11 protein-coding genes are annotated in these 16438 nt (G+C 27.6%); 6 read left to right on the forward strand and 5 right to left on the reverse strand.

What is annotated here, in order from left to right:
* Positions 1–21: 21 nt before the first annotated feature.
* On the reverse strand, positions 22–1299 hold the full coding sequence (locus bpSLO_RS02970; protein WP_025375588.1) for a ComEC/Rec2 family competence protein: 1278 nt from the start codon (positions 1297–1299) through the stop codon (positions 22–24).
* A gap of 114 nt (positions 1300–1413) precedes the next feature.
* On the opposite strand from bpSLO_RS02970, the gene bpSLO_RS02975 reads away from it, so the two are divergent.
* Positions 1414–2118 (forward strand): CPBP family intramembrane glutamic endopeptidase, encoded by a 705-nt coding sequence (locus tag bpSLO_RS02975; protein WP_025407357.1) that lies wholly within the window; start codon positions 1414–1416, stop codon positions 2116–2118.
* Between the two features lie 13 nt (positions 2119–2131).
* Positions 2132–4063, forward strand: coding sequence for an AMP-binding protein (locus bpSLO_RS02980; RefSeq protein ID WP_025407356.1), 1932 nt, complete (start codon positions 2132–2134; stop codon positions 4061–4063).
* Positions 4064–4093: 30 nt separating this feature from the next.
* On the opposite strand, the gene argS is transcribed toward bpSLO_RS02980, so the two are convergent.
* Genes argS through bpSLO_RS02995 form a run of 3 tightly spaced genes read right to left on the reverse strand, consistent with a single transcriptional unit; the run spans position 4094 to position 8663 of the window.
* Positions 4094–5848, reverse strand: coding sequence for an arginine--tRNA ligase (gene argS, locus bpSLO_RS02985; protein ID WP_025375591.1), 1755 nt, complete (start codon positions 5846–5848; stop codon positions 4094–4096).
* Positions 5838–6431 (reverse strand): hypothetical protein, encoded by a 594-nt coding sequence (locus bpSLO_RS02990; protein WP_025375592.1) that lies wholly within the window; start codon positions 6429–6431, stop codon positions 5838–5840. The genes argS and bpSLO_RS02990 overlap by 11 nt, the downstream gene beginning before the upstream one ends.
* Before the next feature lie 15 nt (positions 6432–6446).
* Positions 6447–8663, reverse strand: coding sequence for a methyl-accepting chemotaxis protein (locus tag bpSLO_RS02995; RefSeq protein ID WP_025375593.1), 2217 nt, complete (start codon positions 8661–8663; stop codon positions 6447–6449).
* Between the two features lie 209 nt (positions 8664–8872).
* Here bpSLO_RS02995 and bpSLO_RS03000 point away from each other — a divergent pair, with 209 nt between their 5' ends.
* Complete coding sequence (locus tag bpSLO_RS03000) at positions 8873–11071, forward strand: methyl-accepting chemotaxis protein (protein ID WP_025375594.1); 2199 nt, start codon at positions 8873–8875, stop codon at positions 11069–11071.
* A 1-nt stretch (position 11072) separates the two neighbouring features.
* Here the strand turns inward: bpSLO_RS03000 and murB are convergent, their stop codons facing one another.
* Positions 11073–11990, reverse strand: coding sequence for a UDP-N-acetylmuramate dehydrogenase (gene murB, locus bpSLO_RS03005; protein ID WP_025375595.1), 918 nt, complete (start codon positions 11988–11990; stop codon positions 11073–11075).
* Between the two features lie 200 nt (positions 11991–12190).
* Here murB and bpSLO_RS03010 point away from each other — a divergent pair, with 200 nt between their 5' ends.
* The 3 genes from bpSLO_RS03010 to glyA are packed head-to-tail and all read left to right on the forward strand — an operon-like array spanning position 12191 to position 16436.
* Positions 12191–13636: a cysteine--tRNA ligase gene (locus bpSLO_RS03010; RefSeq protein WP_025375596.1), complete on the forward strand. Its 1446-nt coding sequence runs from the start codon at positions 12191–12193 to the stop codon at positions 13634–13636.
* 3 nt (positions 13637–13639) lie between these two features.
* Positions 13640–15193 (forward strand): DNA-binding protein, encoded by a 1554-nt coding sequence (locus bpSLO_RS03015; RefSeq protein ID WP_025407355.1) that lies wholly within the window; start codon positions 13640–13642, stop codon positions 15191–15193.
* Positions 15183–16436 carry a serine hydroxymethyltransferase gene (gene glyA, locus bpSLO_RS03020; protein ID WP_025407354.1) on the forward strand — a complete coding sequence of 418 codons (1254 nt, stop codon included), beginning with the start codon at positions 15183–15185 and terminating at the stop codon, positions 16434–16436. The genes bpSLO_RS03015 and glyA overlap by 11 nt, the downstream gene beginning before the upstream one ends.
* Positions 16437–16438 lie beyond the last annotated feature (2 nt).

A 16438-nucleotide genomic window follows, 5' to 3' on the forward strand; every position in this document is an offset into this window, starting at 1 on the left:
TAAAAATATATCATATTACTATCATTGGTGTTTTATGTTTTTGTTGAGATATCTCTTTTCTTGTTCTAATTTATAGATTATATAAAGTATCGTTAAAATACTTAAGACTAGAAATATTTTTACGTTATAATTTTGAATTACTGGAAATTTGCTAAAGATAATGGCTGTTTCTTTTATTGCCTTAAAGATATAAGTATTCATTAGATCAAGTAATAAAAATAAGTGTACGTTGACTATGTAGCTTCCTAAGCTTAATATCGTTATTATTAAAAATACTAGCATTAGGGGAGTAACTATTAGGTTTGATAGTATTGAGATTGGTTGAATGTTGAGATCATTAACATAAAAAATGGGAGCTGTTGAAAGTTGAATCAGAAGGGTTGTAAAAATTGGATATATGAGTTTATTTAAATTATATCTTTGATTAAGAGCAAGGGAGATTGATATTCCAAGTACTGCAAGATAAGATAACTTGAATCCTATTGAATTTAGTGTGTGTGGTAAGATTATGGCATTTATTATAAAGCTAATTGCTAATGTACTAAGCAAATTGATTTTTCCATATGTTGATTTGTAAATTATAAGCGTTTTTATCATGATGAATGCCCTTAGAGTAGAGGGTGAAAAGCCTGTTAAGATTAAATAATTGAGTAGTATTGTGCTTAGAATGAAATATTTTAGTTTTTCATTTTTTATTATAAGGAGTAAATAATAGAAAATAATATAAATTAGGTAAAAATGTAGTCCAGATACCACTAATATATGTGATATACCTGCTTTTTGAAATAAATTACTCTCATATTTTGTTATATCTGATTTATTGTTTGTTAAAATCGCTTTTGAAAAGTGAGAATATTTGGTACTGATTGAGTTTAAAAACCGGTTTATTAGTTTATTATATTTTTCTCTGATATTTACTAGCAGGGGTCTTTTGATAAGTTGTATTTTATTATTTTGAATTTTGACGATATCTCCGATTGTATATTTATTTTCAATATTTTTGAATATAAATTTATATTTTTTACCAAATCCATCTATTGATTCAATCTTGGTATTTGAATATTTTGCAAAATAAGTAATATTTGTTATTTGATAAAAATTATCCTCAAGTCTTTTAAAGTTTAGGCTAATTTCAAAAATGACTAGAAAACTTGTACTAATCATGAATGTGAGTGACAAATGAGCATTTTTTTTTATTAAAAAAAGTGACATTAAGATTAAATTTAAATATATTAGATTTAGTCTTAAGTAATATCTTGTTAATAAATTTAATGCACTTACTATAAATAATAAAATCACTGAAAATCTCTTTTTAAGAAGTATATTTTAAATATATCAAAAATGTATAGAATCAGTTTTGGATTAATTATCACAAAATTTGACAATCTTATATTTATATATCTATAATTTATTATGACATTATTAAATAAATACCCTTTAAGGTATATTTTTTTGGAGGTTCTATTATCCTATTTTATAGTTACCCGTATTTCTCCTTTTGACAGTATTGATGTTGATCTTTGGAATTTTGATAAAAATCATTATTATTATTGGTTGTATAGTACTTTTTTAATTCTTTTTGTTGTATATTTTTCTAAATTAACAAGTTCTTATAATTTTAGAGATGAGTTTTTTATTCCTAAATTTAATCCTATTTTTATTTGGCAAGCATTTTTAATTTTTGTTAAGTTGCTTATTTGTATTTTTTTGCTATTGATTATTTTTTGTTTTATTTTATATTGTCTTCCAGAATCAGTGCGAGTGTGGGTTGAAGTAGGTAACTCTGGTTTTATGTGGAATATAGGCAGTAAACGATCGCTTTATTTCATGGTTATTACTTCTCTTTTTACAGGAGGAGTTGAAGAATTGTTTTATAGGAGTTTTATTATTACCAAACTTAAACAGATAGGGATTACTTCATTGCTTGCAGCCTTTCTTAGTAGTTTTATCTTTGCTTATGGACATTTTTATTATGGATTTATTGGATTTTTATTTGCATTAATTTTTGGGGGAATTTTGTCTTATATATATTTAATACATAAAAATATATATTATTCGATTTTTGTTCATAGTTTTTATAATATCTTTGTTAGTGTTTTGCTCTTTTTGTTAAATTAGTTAAGGAGGATCTATGCTGGATACTATACCTAAGCGTTTCAATGAAGTTGTGGGACCTTATGGTGATCTTGATATTTTTATTTATAAAGAAAATGAGTCTAAAGATTTTAAGAGACAGATATATTCTGATTTTTGGAATGAAGTTAAGAGTATTGGTTCTGGTCTTTTGCATTATGGAATTAAGAAAGGTGATAGGGTCGCTCTTATTTCTGATTCAAGAAAAGAGTGGATAATTATTGATATTGCTGTTATGAGTTTAGGATGTATTGATGTTCCAAGGGGTAATGATTCGTCTGAAGATGAGTTAGTTTATATTATTAATCATTCTGAGTCTAGTTTTGTCTTTGTGGAAAATGCTAAACAGCTTCAAAAAATCATTTCTAAAAAACATGAGCTTAAATTTGTTAAACATGTTGTTGTTATTGATGATGATAAACTTTATGAGGATAAATTGGGAAATATTACAATAATCTCTTATAAAAAATTATTGAGTTTGGGGTATGATTATTTAAAAGATAATCCTAAGATGTTTGATTCTGAACTTGAAAAAGTTTCTGGCAGGGATATTGCTACTATAATATACACTTCAGGAACAACAGGATTGCCAAAAGGTGTTGTACTTCGTCATGAATCTTTTATTTTTCAAGTAGATAGGATTGGTGATTATTTGCCGACAATTGAACCAGGGAAAATAATGATATCTATTCTTCCTCTGTGGCATTCATTTGAGAGAACTTGTGAATATATAGTTGCTCTTAATGGTATGGCAATTGCTTATTCAAAGCCTATTGGGCCTGTTTTACTTAAAGATTTTGCAGCTTTAAATCCCCATGCAATTATTTCTGTTCCAAGAATTTGGGAAGGAATAAGGATTGGTATTATGAAAAGAGTATCGGAGTCTTTTTTAAAGAGATTTTTATTTAATTTTTTCCTAAAGATAGGAATTCTTTATATAAAGCTTAAGGAAAAATTTTTGGGACTTGTTCCTGTTTACAAGAGGTCCAATTTTTTAGTTTCAATTTTTATCAAGGTTGCTTGTCTTACTGGCTTAATTTTGCTTTTGCCTTTTAAATTTTTAGGACATGTTTTAGTTTTTAGAAAGATAAAGAAAGCACTTGGGAAAAGATTTGAATTTGGTGTTTCTGGTGGAGGAGCTTTGGTAAATTATGTTGATTATTTCTTCAAAGCTGTAGGTATTGTAGTGCTTGAAGGTTATGGTCTTACAGAAACGGGACCTGTTTTAAGTGTAAGACGTCTTAAGAGTCCTGTTGCAAATACTGTTGGGCCTTTGTTTCCAGATATTGAATATAGAGTAGTCGGTAATGATGGTAATTCTTTATCTCCTGGTGAAAAGGGTGAGCTTTGGGTCAGATCCCCTCAAGTTATGAGTGGTTATTTTAAAGATGACACTACAACAAGGGAAGTTTTAACAAGAGATGGTTGGTTGAAGACAGGTGATTTAGTGTGTGCAACAATTAATAATGAGATTTCAATTGTTGGAAGAAGTAAAGATACGATTGTGTTAAGGGGTGGAGAAAATATTGAGCCTGAACCTATTGAGAGAGCTTTATCAAAGTCTTTATTTATTGAAAATGTTGTAGTTGTCGGTCAAGATCAAAAGTTTTTAGGAGCTATTATTGTACCTAATTTTGAAGTTCTTGAGAAATGGGCTGGTTCTAATGAAATAATATTTGCTTCTCATGATGATTTATTATCTAATGAATCTGTGAACAAACTCTATTCTAAATGTATTTCAGATATAGTTAATCTTAAGTCTGGATTTAAGAGCTTTGAGAGGATTGTTGGATTTGTTTTATTAAAAGATAGTTTTGTTGTGGGTGAAGAACTTACTCATACTCTTAAGCTTAAAAGGTATTACATATTTGAAAAATATCATAAGAAGATCATGTCGATATTTAATAAGGATGACTGTGAATTATTATGATTATAGGCTTGAAATGTGAATTTGAAAAGTTCACATCTTTTTCATGTAAGGAATGTTAAGTAAATGCATGCAATTTTTTATTGTTTGTAGAACTGTTTTTGATAAATCAGTTCTTGCATGTGTAAGTTCAGGGTTATCTTTATCTATTATTTTTGTGTCTTGATAATATGAACTGAAGCTTTTTGCAAGTAAGTAAGAATAGTTGGCTATTATTGAAGGATTACGATCTTTTGCAGCCTTAATTATATATTCTTCAAATTCAGATATAATTTTGATTATTTCCCATTCGTTTTCATTTATTAAGAGGTCGAAATTAATATTTTTGCTGGATAAATTTAATTCATCATACTTTTCAAGTATGCTATTAATTCTTGCACCTACATATTGAATGTATGGACCTGAGTTTCCAGTAAATGACAAGCTTTCTTCTTTATTAAATAATATATCTTTGTGTATTGCCGTTTTTAGTAGATAGTAGTGAATAGCCCCTAGTGATATATTTAATGCAATTTTTTTGAAATCTTTCTCATTTGAATGTCTCTTTTTTATCTCTATCATAGTTGATTCGCTTAGATCATGAATTAAGTTGTCAGCATCAATTACATGACCTTCTCTTGATTTCATTTTACCTGTAGGTAAGTTTACCATGCCGTATGATAAGTGCACTAGATTATTTTCTTTTGTAATTCCTAATTTATCTGCAACGTAAAATAAAGTTTTAAAATGATGAATTTGTTCACTTCCAACTACATAAATCATTTCATCGAAATCAAATTCATTTTTTCTAGTTAATATATTTCCTAGATCTTGTGTTAAATAAATGGATGTTCCATTAGCTCTTAGAAGTACTTTTTGTTTAAATTTTTGATCGGTCATTTCATTTGTTTCTATAGGTAGATTGATACATATAGCACCATCTTCTCGTTTATAGCATAAACCTTTTTTTAATCCTTGAAGTATAATTTCTCGTCCGATCTTAAATATTTCACTTTCAAGATAAATTTTATCGAATGTAATGTTTGTAAGTTTGTAAGTTTCTTTGATTCCTTCAATTGCCCATTTATTTAATTTTTTCCAAAGTTGAACAGTCTCTTCATCTCCTTCTTCCCACTTACATAGTAACTGTTGTATTTCGTCTTCTGCTATTTGATTATTTTTAGCATATTCGTTGTATTTTACATAAAAATCACCGATTAAATGATCTCCCTTTTTTAGGGAAAGTTCAGGGGTTGTATTATTTCCAAATTTTTTATAAGCAAGCATGGATTTGCAGATATGTGTTCCCCTATCATTTATCAAATTTATTTTTGTTACCTGGCTACCAGAAGCTTTTAGTATTCTTGATAAGCTTTCCCCAATAATGTCATTTCTAAGATGTCCTACATGCAATGGTTTGTTTGTATTTGGTGATGAGAATTCTATTATTATCCTTTTGTTTTTAAGTACATTATTTATTCCATATTTTTCTTTCTGTTCATTGACTTTTTTGATTGTATCTTTAATATATTCTTTTCTGTTGAATTTTATGTTTAAATAAGCTCCCATTGATTTGGTTGTGTATTGCTTTCCAATCTGTTTAATTATCTCTTCAATAATTACAGATGTACTGAGTTTTAAGATTTTACTAAATTCGAATATTAGTATTGATAAATCTCCCAGTTCACTTTTTGGAGGTTTTTGCATGATTATATTTATTTTGTCTAATGTAATGTTTTGTTTTAATGCAAGCTCTTTTATTGTTTTGCTAATTTTATCTTCTAAATCTTTTTTTATTTTACTGATCATTCTTTTTCCCTTTAATATTTATTAGTATGTTAATTAAGAGAAAGATTAAGGATGCTGCTAGAAAAATATTTGAGCTATAAACAGGTGTTTTTATTATATTACTATCTTTAATTATCAGTAATTTAATATTGAAAAGCTGTAAGCCCCCAGTATTTAGTATTTCTCTAAATAGTGAAATTATTGCGCTTAGTGATATGAATGTTATTATCGGTAATTTAGAGTATTGCAATATGCTTAATGAGTCTTTTACACCTTTAAAAGGTTCATTTTTGTGAAATGAGATTATTATAACTGTTAAAATAGGGATTGAAAATCTTAAATTTTCATAAAGAATAGGAGTTATGTAGTACATGAATATGTAAGTTAAACTGACAACAATTCCTATTATTAATAGGTAAATTCCTAATATTTGATTTCTTAATTCTATTTGTTTAATAATTATTGCTGGAAGTAAAATGCACAATGAAATCCAAATTGATATTATGGTTCCTTCTAAAAAATTTTTTGTATAGGCAAAAATTGGAAATAGCATTAAGGATGTTTTTAGATATCTATCTGTGATATAAAATGTTTTATTATTCATAAGATTTACCTTTAGCTATTTTGTTTTAAATTGATTTGTATCTGTGTTAATTTCTGTAATGTGATTTGAATTTGTTGTTCCAAAAGTTTTGATGCTTTCAACAGCTTCTATTAGTTTTTTGATTTCTTCTTTTAGTCCTTTCATTGAATTTGAAACTGTGACATTAATTTCTTCTAAAACAGAAACTGTATTAATTATCTCTTTATTTCCTCTAAACATTTCATTTGAACCTATTTTTACTTCATATGTTATTTCTCTCATTGTGTTTAAAGCTTTTAAAATTTCTTGGCTACCAATTGATTGTTCTTGCATAGTATGATTGATTTCTTCTATGACTTGAACTACGAGGTTGATTGAGTTAAATATTTGATTGAAAGCTTTATTTGTTAATTCTGATGTTTTTACTGTTTGATTGATTGAATCCATGATTTCATTTATTGATGCTGCAACTGATTCTGATTGTGATGTAACTTGTTCTGCAAGGTCTTTAATCTCTTCTGCAACGATTGCAAAACCTTTTCCAGCTTCTCCTGCATGAGACGCCTCGATAGCAGCATTCATTGATAGTAAATTGGTTTGGCTAGCAATGGATGATATTAGTGCATTAGCTTCTTGTAGTCTTGTTGAATTTTTGTAAATATCTTTAATTTGCATGATAATCTCTTCTTGTTTTTTTCTACCATCATCGGAAAATATTTTAAGTTCTTCTGTGCTTTTTGCAGCTTTTTGTGTTATTTCTGTGACTGATTGTATGCTTCCTATCATCTCTTCAATAGCTGAGGAGGATTCTTCAACGCTTGCAGCTTGAGTTTCAATTGAATTGTCAAGTGATGCGATGTTTTTAGATAAATTCTCAATTGTATTTGTTGTATTTGAAATAAACTCAACTTGTTTTTCTATTTCCTCTTGTGTTTTTTCTATGTACTTATTTGAGTTTGTTATTGTATCATAAGCTTTATTTATTTCATTAAAGAGTAGATCACCGTTTTCTTTTAATAATTTTACTCTGCCTTGTAGTGAGTTTATTACGTTCTTTAAATTTTCAATGAAATACCCGAAATAATTTATTGTGGCACTTATTGAATCTTTTCCTTTTGATTCAATCTTGATTGTGAGATCTCCTTCTTTGACTTTTGGAATGATCTTATTAAGTTTCTCTATTTTTGATATGATTAGTTTTTTGATTGTAATTATCATGATTAATATAAATATTATTACGAGTAATATTATTGTTGATATTGACATCAATTTGATATTGTTGAGTTCATTTGAAAATATATTGTTATAATTCATTTGTATTGCTAAATACCAAGATGAAGATGTAAGTCTTGTTATGGAAATTATGTTATTGTTGTAGCTAGTATTATAATTACTTTTTCTTTGAGCTATTGCATTTAGTAATGGAGTTGTTATTTTTGGATTGTTTTCAAACAGGCTGTTTAAGGATAATTTTATAGGTTTAAGTGTTTCTTCGTCTTGTTCACCGAAAATATCTCCTTGACTGTTAATAGCATATATCTTGAAGTAATGGGAGCTTTTGTGTTGATTTCCTTTTTCTAATAAGGATCTTTCTAAAAGCATAAATATGTTTTTTCTTAGTTGTTTTATCTGTTCTAGTATGTCTGCATATAAAACAACATATCCATCATGATTTATACTCATATTTTTTTCTGACTTTATGTTTGCATTACTTATATTATACAAATCATTTTGATCTTGTTGGGGGATCTTATAAAGCATTGGTATATAGGATTTATTATTTATTATTGTTAAATCTTGGTTTAGTATAAGTGTGTGGTAGTTATCTATATTATTATCCGTTTTCATTTCTTGTAAATTTATGTAGGTATTTAGTCTTCTCTCATCACTTGAATACAATATTTTGCCATTTTTGTTTGTATATTCTATTATTTTTATATAGGATGGGAATAAGCTTAATTGGTCGATAGATATTATATTATTTAAATGATCACTTTTTTGTGTGTTCAAATTCTGGTTATAATTTTTAACAAATTCATCAATAGCGATTAACATGTTTCTTGTATCTCTAGAGAAGCTTTTTATCATGATATTATTGACGAATTTTGTAAAGCTTTGAAGTTCTTTTGTTATTATTTTCCTATATCCGTGATCTAATAGTAAGAAAATGGTTGTAGCAATAATCATTGTATAAATTACAATAACAATATTAAACTTATAAAAAAGAGTGGAACTAGAATGATTTCTTTTCACTTGAATCCTCACAAAACTTTTTACAAAACATTATAACTAACTAGTATTATATATGTTTTATTATATAATTATATACATATATTGGAATAATAAAAATGTATATTTTATTGAATATTTATTGGTTATTTATATATTACTATTAATATTGTAATATTTTAACACAGCTTGAAAATTTGTTTTTATGGGTTTAATTTTGGAGAAATTTTTTTATGAATGAGGATTTGGTAAGTGTTAAATTAAAAAATATGAGTTTTCTGCTTTATCTCATACTTTTTATTTTTATTTGCTTTGGTTTATTGTTTTTAGGTCAGGCTTATTTAAACTATAAAAATGGGTATTTAGAGCGTGTTGAGTCTGATTTTAAACTTTTTTCAAATAATGTGGCTTTTCAGATAAAAAATAAATATGATGGTGCTGTTGGTGTTTTAAAAAATCTCATTGAGAATGATAGGGTTTTAAGTGTCTTACATAATGTTTCAAATAGTTTTATTGCAAGTGTTGATTTACGGTTCATAGATTTAGATACAAGTATTGCTCTGTTTTTAAGTTCCAAGGGCTTTAATGAGGTAAGTGAAATTTTTCAGCATATACCCCTTGAAGAGAATTCTTTAGAAGGAATTTTCTATATTCCTGTTGATCAAAATGTTTTGATTTCAAATAAAAACTTTTCGTTTTTAGATATAAATAATATTATTGAAGATCCGATTTATTTTGTTCCTGCAAAGAAGCATGTTGCGTATTATTCAAGTTATAAGAGAGTAAAAAATAGGCTCTATTCTGTTGTAAGTATTCCAGTTATGAATGATAGTTCTACAATCTTAGGTGTAATCTGTTTTTTAGTCTGTTTTGATAATTTATTTATTAATATTGCAAATCAATTTGATTCTTATCTTAAGTTTAGTAATAAAAATTATGAGTTTTTTGTGGTTGATAGGGATTTTAATCCTTTATTGTTGAGTCTTAATGATTTAAGTACTGATAATTTTGCAGAAAATTATGCAAATAGTGTTTTAAGCAGGGTTATATCTCATGTTAAAGACAATCCTAATATTTCTAGGGATATTTTAAAACATAAGACTTCTTCTTATGTTTTAAGTACTGCTCAGATTGATGGAAGAGTGGTCCAAGGTATTATTTTGAATATGGATTATCTTCCCCTTAAATTTCAATCAAATGCAATATTTTTCTTAGGGTTTATATTTTTTGTTTATCTCATTATATTTTATCTTTACAATAGGTTGATTTTGCCTTTTATTGGAGATTTTAGAATGCTTCTTAAATATAAAAAGGAAAGAGAGGATGTTTTAAGTCTTGATCCTATTTTAGAGGTTCAATATAAATCTTTTATTTTTTCTTATATTAGTGCTGAATTTGATAATTTTTTTTCAAGAACTACTAATATTGTCGATAGCATTAAGGTTTATGTACAAAACTTAAGGAAGTATTTAACTGAGATAAATATTCCTGAAGAAAATATAGATAAAGTGCATAATAGTCTTGCTACTTATGATAAAATAGGGGATGCTTTTTCTAAATTTGAGAAGTCAATTGTAAATATTTTAAAGGATTTTGAATCAATATCTAATCCAATTAGTGATCACAATAAGAATATATTGGATATTGCTACTCAATTTGAAGAGAATGCTAACGCTTTTTATGGAATAGATAAAAATTTAGAGATTTTTAGTAAAGTTGTTGCATCAAATTCTACAAGTATTGATGATGTAAAAAATAAGGTTTTTGAATTGAATTCTATTTTTGAGAATGTTAATAAAAATTTTTCGGAGCTCTTATCTCAGACTAATAGTCTTCAGAGTGCAAATAAGCTTTTAGTGTTAATATCAGCTCAGACTAATATGCTTGCAATGAATGCAGCCATTGAGGCGGCCAAGGCAGGAGATGCTGGTAAGAGTTTTGCTGTTGTTGCAGAGGAGATTAGAAAACTTGCTATTAATTCTGGAAAGTATTCGACAACTATTAAAGATGAGCTTAAAATGGTTAATAATATCATTTCAGTTGTAAGTTCAGAGATTGATGCTATTTATAAGGATTTTATTGACATCCAGGAAAATATTCATAATAATGCTGTACAGCATGAGAGAATTAATATTACTCTTGCTAAACATGTAAAAGAAATTGAAGAATTTAAAGATAAATATTTATCTTATGATATTAAGATTAAAGATACTAAGAACATATGTAAGGAGATATTTAATAGTTATTTTGTTATTAGTGGAAAGTTTAATAATTTAAATAATGATTTAAGTGAATTTGGGGTTTCTAAGATGAGTTTAGATGCATTAGAACCTTTACGTGAACATGTATCATTGGTTAATGAATGTAGAGAAAAGGTTGCTAAAATGAAAGATGTTGTGGAAAATATTAATAATGAATTTTGGGATAAATAATTTAATTTTTGTCGTTAAATCCGATATAAATCACTTCTTCTTCAAGTAAAAACCCTGTTTTTATTTGAACTTCGGTTTTTACTTTCTCAATTAGTGTTTTAATCTCTTTAGAGCTGGCGTTATTCTTATTAATAATAAAGTTACCGTGATAGTGTGATACCGCTGCCCCTCCAATGTTTAGTCCTTTTAAGTTGCATTCTTCAATAATTTGCCCAGTAGGTTTTAAAAATTTTTTATTATTTTTAAATGTACTCCCGCTACTTGGAGAGATATAATGTCCTTTATCTATTCTTTTTTGCTTGTTTTGTTTCATAATCTCTTCAATATGTTTTTTATTGCCTTTTGTTAGGTTTAGGGTTGCTTTTAGTATTACAGTGTTTTTGTTTTGAAAAGGAGAAATCTTATAGGAGAATTCACTTTTTTCAATTTTTTTGCAGATAGTTTGTCCATTTTCATCTACAAAAATGACTCGATCTAATATTTCAGAGATTTCGCTTCCAAAACACCTGGCATTCATCCAAATTGCACCTCCGAGAGTTCCAGGAAGTCCATATATGAATTCTAATCCGCTTAATTCATTTTGCAATGCAAAATGACATAGGTCGTCAAAATTGGTACCGCATTCAGCAGTAATTTGATTGTTTTGAAGTTCAATTTTATTTAAGTTTCCAGTATATATTATAGGAAAATCAATTTCTACTTCGTCGTTTATTAACAGATTGGAGCCTCCTCCTAAAATAAATATTTTAACTTTTTCTTTTATTGCTACTTTAAATATATGTTCTGCATCTTTGATTGTTTTAGGTGTTAAAAATAGTTTGGAAATTCCCCCTATTTTATAAGTTGTATGGTTTGCAAGATTTTCTTTTTTAGGTTTAATATTAATCTTTTCAAGAAAATTATTTATGTTTTTTAACATGTTTTCTAATTTTATATTGGATTATTATTTTTTTCAAATTTGAAGTAAACTTTTTAAGTGATATGTAGTTTTAATTATTATTAAATTTGTCAAATTATTTTAAATATAATAAACTTGTATAATAAGTTATGTAGGGATTATATTAATTGTAATTTATTTTGACATTTTTAATCTCTAGAGTTAATTTTTTCATGGGGTGTATGCTTCTTAGATTATATAATACAAAAACAAAGAGTTTATCTGAAGTAAAAAATTTTAGAGATACTAAGATTTATGCTTGTGGACCTACTGTTTATAATTATGCCCATATAGGTAATCTTAGAACATATATTTTTGAAGATCTGCTTATTAAGTCCCTAAGGTTATTAAAATATAATGTTAATTATGCAATGAATATTACTGATATTGGTCATTTAACAGGTGAATTTGATGAGGGAGAAGATAAGGTGGTTAAGGCTGCAAGAGAGAGAGGCCTTACGGTTTATGAAATTAGCAGGTTTTTTACAGAAGCTTTTTTTTGTGATTGTGAAAAATTGAATATAGTGCGTCCTGATAAAGTGCTTATTGCAAGTGAATATATTGCAAGCATGATAGAGGTGATTAAAGTTCTTGAGCAAAATGGGTTTACTTATTTTGTTAATGGTAATGTTTATTTTGATACTTCTCTTTTTAAGAGTTATGGCCAGATGGCTGGTATTAATCTAAATGATTCTGGGTTTTCTTCTGTTTCCAGAGTTGAGGTAGATCTTTCAAAAAAGAATAAGTCAGATTTTGTTTTGTGGTTTACAAATTCAAAATTTAAAGATCAGGAAATGAAATGGGATTCACCTTGGGGATTTGGTTATCCAAGTTGGCATTTAGAATGTGCATCAATGAATTTAGATTGTTTTAAGAGTACTCTTGATATCCATTTGGGAGGAGTTGATCATATTGGGGTTCATCACATAAATGAAATAGCGATAGCAGAATGTTATTTAAATAGGATGTGGTGTGACATTTTTGTTCATGGTGAGTTTTTGATTATGGAAGATGAAAAGATGTCAAAATCAAATAATAATTTTATTACCATTAAAGACTTAGAAGCTGATGGATTTTCGCCTTTAGATTTTAGATATTTTTGTTTAACTGCACATTATAGAACTCAACTTAAGTTTACGTTTAGTAATTTGAGAGCTTGCAAGGTGGCTAGAAAAAATATGCTTAATAAATTGACAGCTTTCTGTTCTTCATTAAATCAATTTGATCTGGTATTACTTAGTAAGAATTATGAGAATATTGAATCTGTTTTAGAGAAAAGATATTATGATAGTTTTTTGGAAAAAATAGCTTTTGATTTAAGTATTCCTCAGGCCTTAGCCTTGTTATGGGATATTGTTAAGGATGATAATTTAAGTGCTCTTTCAAAACTTAGACTTACATTCAAATTTGATGAAGTTTTATCTCTTGGTTTAAAAGAAGGAGTCTTTAGAGAGATTGAGAAGGATAGGATAGATATTGATGATGCTATGAATTCTTTGCTGGAAGAGAGACGGTTAGCCAAGATAAAAAAAGATTTTAAGCGTGCTGATGAGATTAGAGAATATTTTTATTCTAAAGGTTTTGTATTAATTGATACTGAAGAAGGGACTAAGGTTAAAAGAGGGTAATTTTTGGCAGTATTTTTTAAGAGTCAATATTTTGTTTTAAGCTTAGTGTTTTTAATATTTTTAAGTTTATTTATTTTTTCTGGATTTTTGTTTTATTTAAAGCCTGTAATTTATGAAATATCACCAATGCCTGCTTCGCATGAAAATGTAATTGTGATTAAAGGACGTAATTTAGGTGATAAGATTGGAGAGATTAATATTAATGATCATTATTTAATGAAGAGTAGTATTGTTAGCTGGAGTAATGAGAAGATAGTTTTTAGAATTACAGATGAAATCAACTCAGGTCTTGTTTTTATAAAAAGCGAGAAAGGGATTAGTAATGAACTTTTTCTTGTGATTCGTAGACAAGTTCCAATTAAACTTGAGAAAAAAAATAAACCTTTTCTTTTTGTTACTGATGAGTTGGTTTTAGTGACAAATGTTCCTGTTATATTAAGAGGCAAAAATTTAGTGTCAAATTTTGATGGTGTTGAAATATTTATTCAAACAGAACATGAACTTTATAAAGTCCTTCCTAGAGATATATTGAAATTGAGTGAAGAAGAAATAAAATTTATTCCACCAAAGACTTTGCATATTGATGGTGAGATTTTTTTACTGGTTGACGGGGTTGAAAGCAATAAAATTCCTTTTAATTTTAATACAAATTTTTTTAGGTGGAATTTAAAGGGAACTAGAAATTTTAAAATATCTCATGAAATTTATTTCGTTCAGGCTTATAGTAAGGAGCTGCTTAGTTTGACATCAGATGACATTAATTTTAATGTTTTTTATTTAAATCCAATTGAAAATGAAAGACAAAAAATTAAGTTTGCAGATAATAATGGGACTATATTGAATTTAGATAATTTATTTTTTAAAAGCCTAAAATCAAATACATATCATTTAAAATTTGAAGTTGAGACTTGTAAATTGGATTTAGATATTTTTGATAGACAAGCTTTGGATAGTATTAAAGTAAATACGGATAGTAATATGTATGAATTTAAAACATATGTTTTAAATAAGAGAGATCGTTATTTATCTTATGATTCACTTGATTTAAGTTCAATTAATTTGAATGTAAACAACAAAAGTTCGGCTTATGAATTGGCAAAATCTATTATTGATGCTTTAATTTTGCATTTTACGGTTATAGATAATGATTTAACTTTGGATGAATCTATTAAAATGAGGGAAATTTCGGCTGATAATTTAATTTTACTTACGAATTTGTTGTTTTTACGAAATAATATACCTTTAAGAAATGCTGTTGGACTGTATTTTGATACTAGGTCGTCTAGTCTTAAAGAACATACTTGGTGTGAATTTTTTTTAGAGCATATTGGATTTATTTATTTTGATATAGTAAATGCGGTATTATTTAGAGATAGCTCTAATTATTTTTTGAATATGTCAGAGAATTATATCCAGTATGGATATAAGGAAGATTATGATGATTTGCTGTTTGATGATTATTTTGATTTAGTATTGTTGAAGTATAAAAGCTTGACAAATAGTAATTATTCTCTGAATTATAGGATTACTTTGGAGGAAAATATTAATGATAGATAGTGTTTTATTTGATTTAATTGCAAGGGAAGCTAAAAGGGAGAGAGAAAATATTGAATTAATTGCTTCAGAAAATTTTGTGTCATTAGGAGTAAGACAGGCTGTTGGAAGTATTTTGACTAATAAATATGCTGAAGGTTACCCTTCAAAGAGATATTATGGTGGATGTTTTGTTGTTGATGATATTGAAAATTTAGCTATATCACGAGCAAAAGAGCTTTTTGGTGCAAGTTATGCAAATGTTCAACCTCATAGTGGTTCCCAAGCTAATATGGCTGCTATAATGGCACTTATTAAGCCTGGGGATAAAATTCTTGGAATGGAGTTGTCTCATGGTGGTCATTTAACTCATGGTAGTAAGGTCAGTTTTTCTGGAATGCTCTTCGATGCATATTCTTATGGTGTGTCAAGGGATTCTGAGATAATTGATTATGAGGATGTTAGGAGAATAGCTAGAGAATGTAGACCTAATTTAATAATTGCTGGTGCTTCTTCTTATTCAAGAGAAATTGATTTTAAAAAATTTCGTGAAATAGCGGATGAGGTTTCAGCTTATCTTTTGTGTGATATTGCTCATACGGCAGGTCTTGTTGCTACAGGTTTTCATAACTCTCCTATTGATTTTGCACATTTAACTACAAGTACTACTCATAAGACTTTAAGGGGCCCTAGGGGAGGATTAATTCTTGCAGGTAAGGAATCTGGTATGATAGTGAATTTTAATAATAAAAAGAGAACACTAGAGAATGCTGTTAATTCTTGTGTTTTTCCAGGAACTCAAGGTGGGCCTTTAATGCATGTTATTGCAGGTAAAGCAGTGGCTTTTGGAGAAGCTTTGATGGGTGAGTTTAAGGATTATATTTCTAGGGTAATAGAGAATACCAAAGCTATGGCTGAGTATTTTATTTCAGAAGGTTTTAGAATAGTTAGTGGTGGAACGGATAATCATTTATTTTTAGTTGACCTTGGTATTTTGGGTATTACAGGGGCTGCTGCTGAGGAAATTCTTGAGAGCGTAAACATTATTATTAATAAAAACACAATTCCTTTTGATTCAAAAAATCCTTCTGTAGCTTCGGGTATTCGAATTGGTGGTGCTGCTATTACTTCAAGAGGTTTAAATAGAGATGATTCTATTGAGGTTGCTCGTTTTATTATTAGGTCTTTGAAGACTAAGTCTGATGATGAGCTTAAAAAAATAAAATGCGAAGTCGTAGAATTTATTAGTAGTTTTAATATGCCCTAATT

The organism is Borrelia parkeri, from assembly GCF_023035815.1.
GTDB classification, from domain to species: domain Bacteria; phylum Spirochaetota; class Spirochaetia; order Borreliales; family Borreliaceae; genus Borrelia; species Borrelia parkeri.

Coding starts and splice junctions, on each gene's coding strand:
- bpSLO_RS02975 (WP_025407357.1), top strand. CDS start 1,414: ATGACATTATTAAATAAATACCCTTTAAGGTATATTTTTTTGGAGGTT.
- bpSLO_RS02980 (WP_025407356.1), top strand. CDS start 2,132: ATGCTGGATACTATACCTAAGCGTTTCAATGAAGTTGTGGGACCTTAT.
- argS (WP_025375591.1), bottom strand. CDS start 5,848: ATGATCAGTAAAATAAAAAAAGATTTAGAAGATAAAATTAGCAAAACA.
- bpSLO_RS02990 (WP_025375592.1), bottom strand. CDS start 6,431: ATGAATAATAAAACATTTTATATCACAGATAGATATCTAAAAACATCC.
- bpSLO_RS03000 (WP_025375594.1), top strand. CDS start 8,873: ATGAATGAGGATTTGGTAAGTGTTAAATTAAAAAATATGAGTTTTCTG.
- murB (WP_025375595.1), bottom strand. CDS start 11,990: ATGTTAAAAAACATAAATAATTTTCTTGAAAAGATTAATATTAAACCT.
- bpSLO_RS03010 (WP_025375596.1), top strand. CDS start 12,191: ATGCTTCTTAGATTATATAATACAAAAACAAAGAGTTTATCTGAAGTA.
- glyA (WP_025407354.1), top strand. CDS start 15,183: ATGATAGATAGTGTTTTATTTGATTTAATTGCAAGGGAAGCTAAAAGG.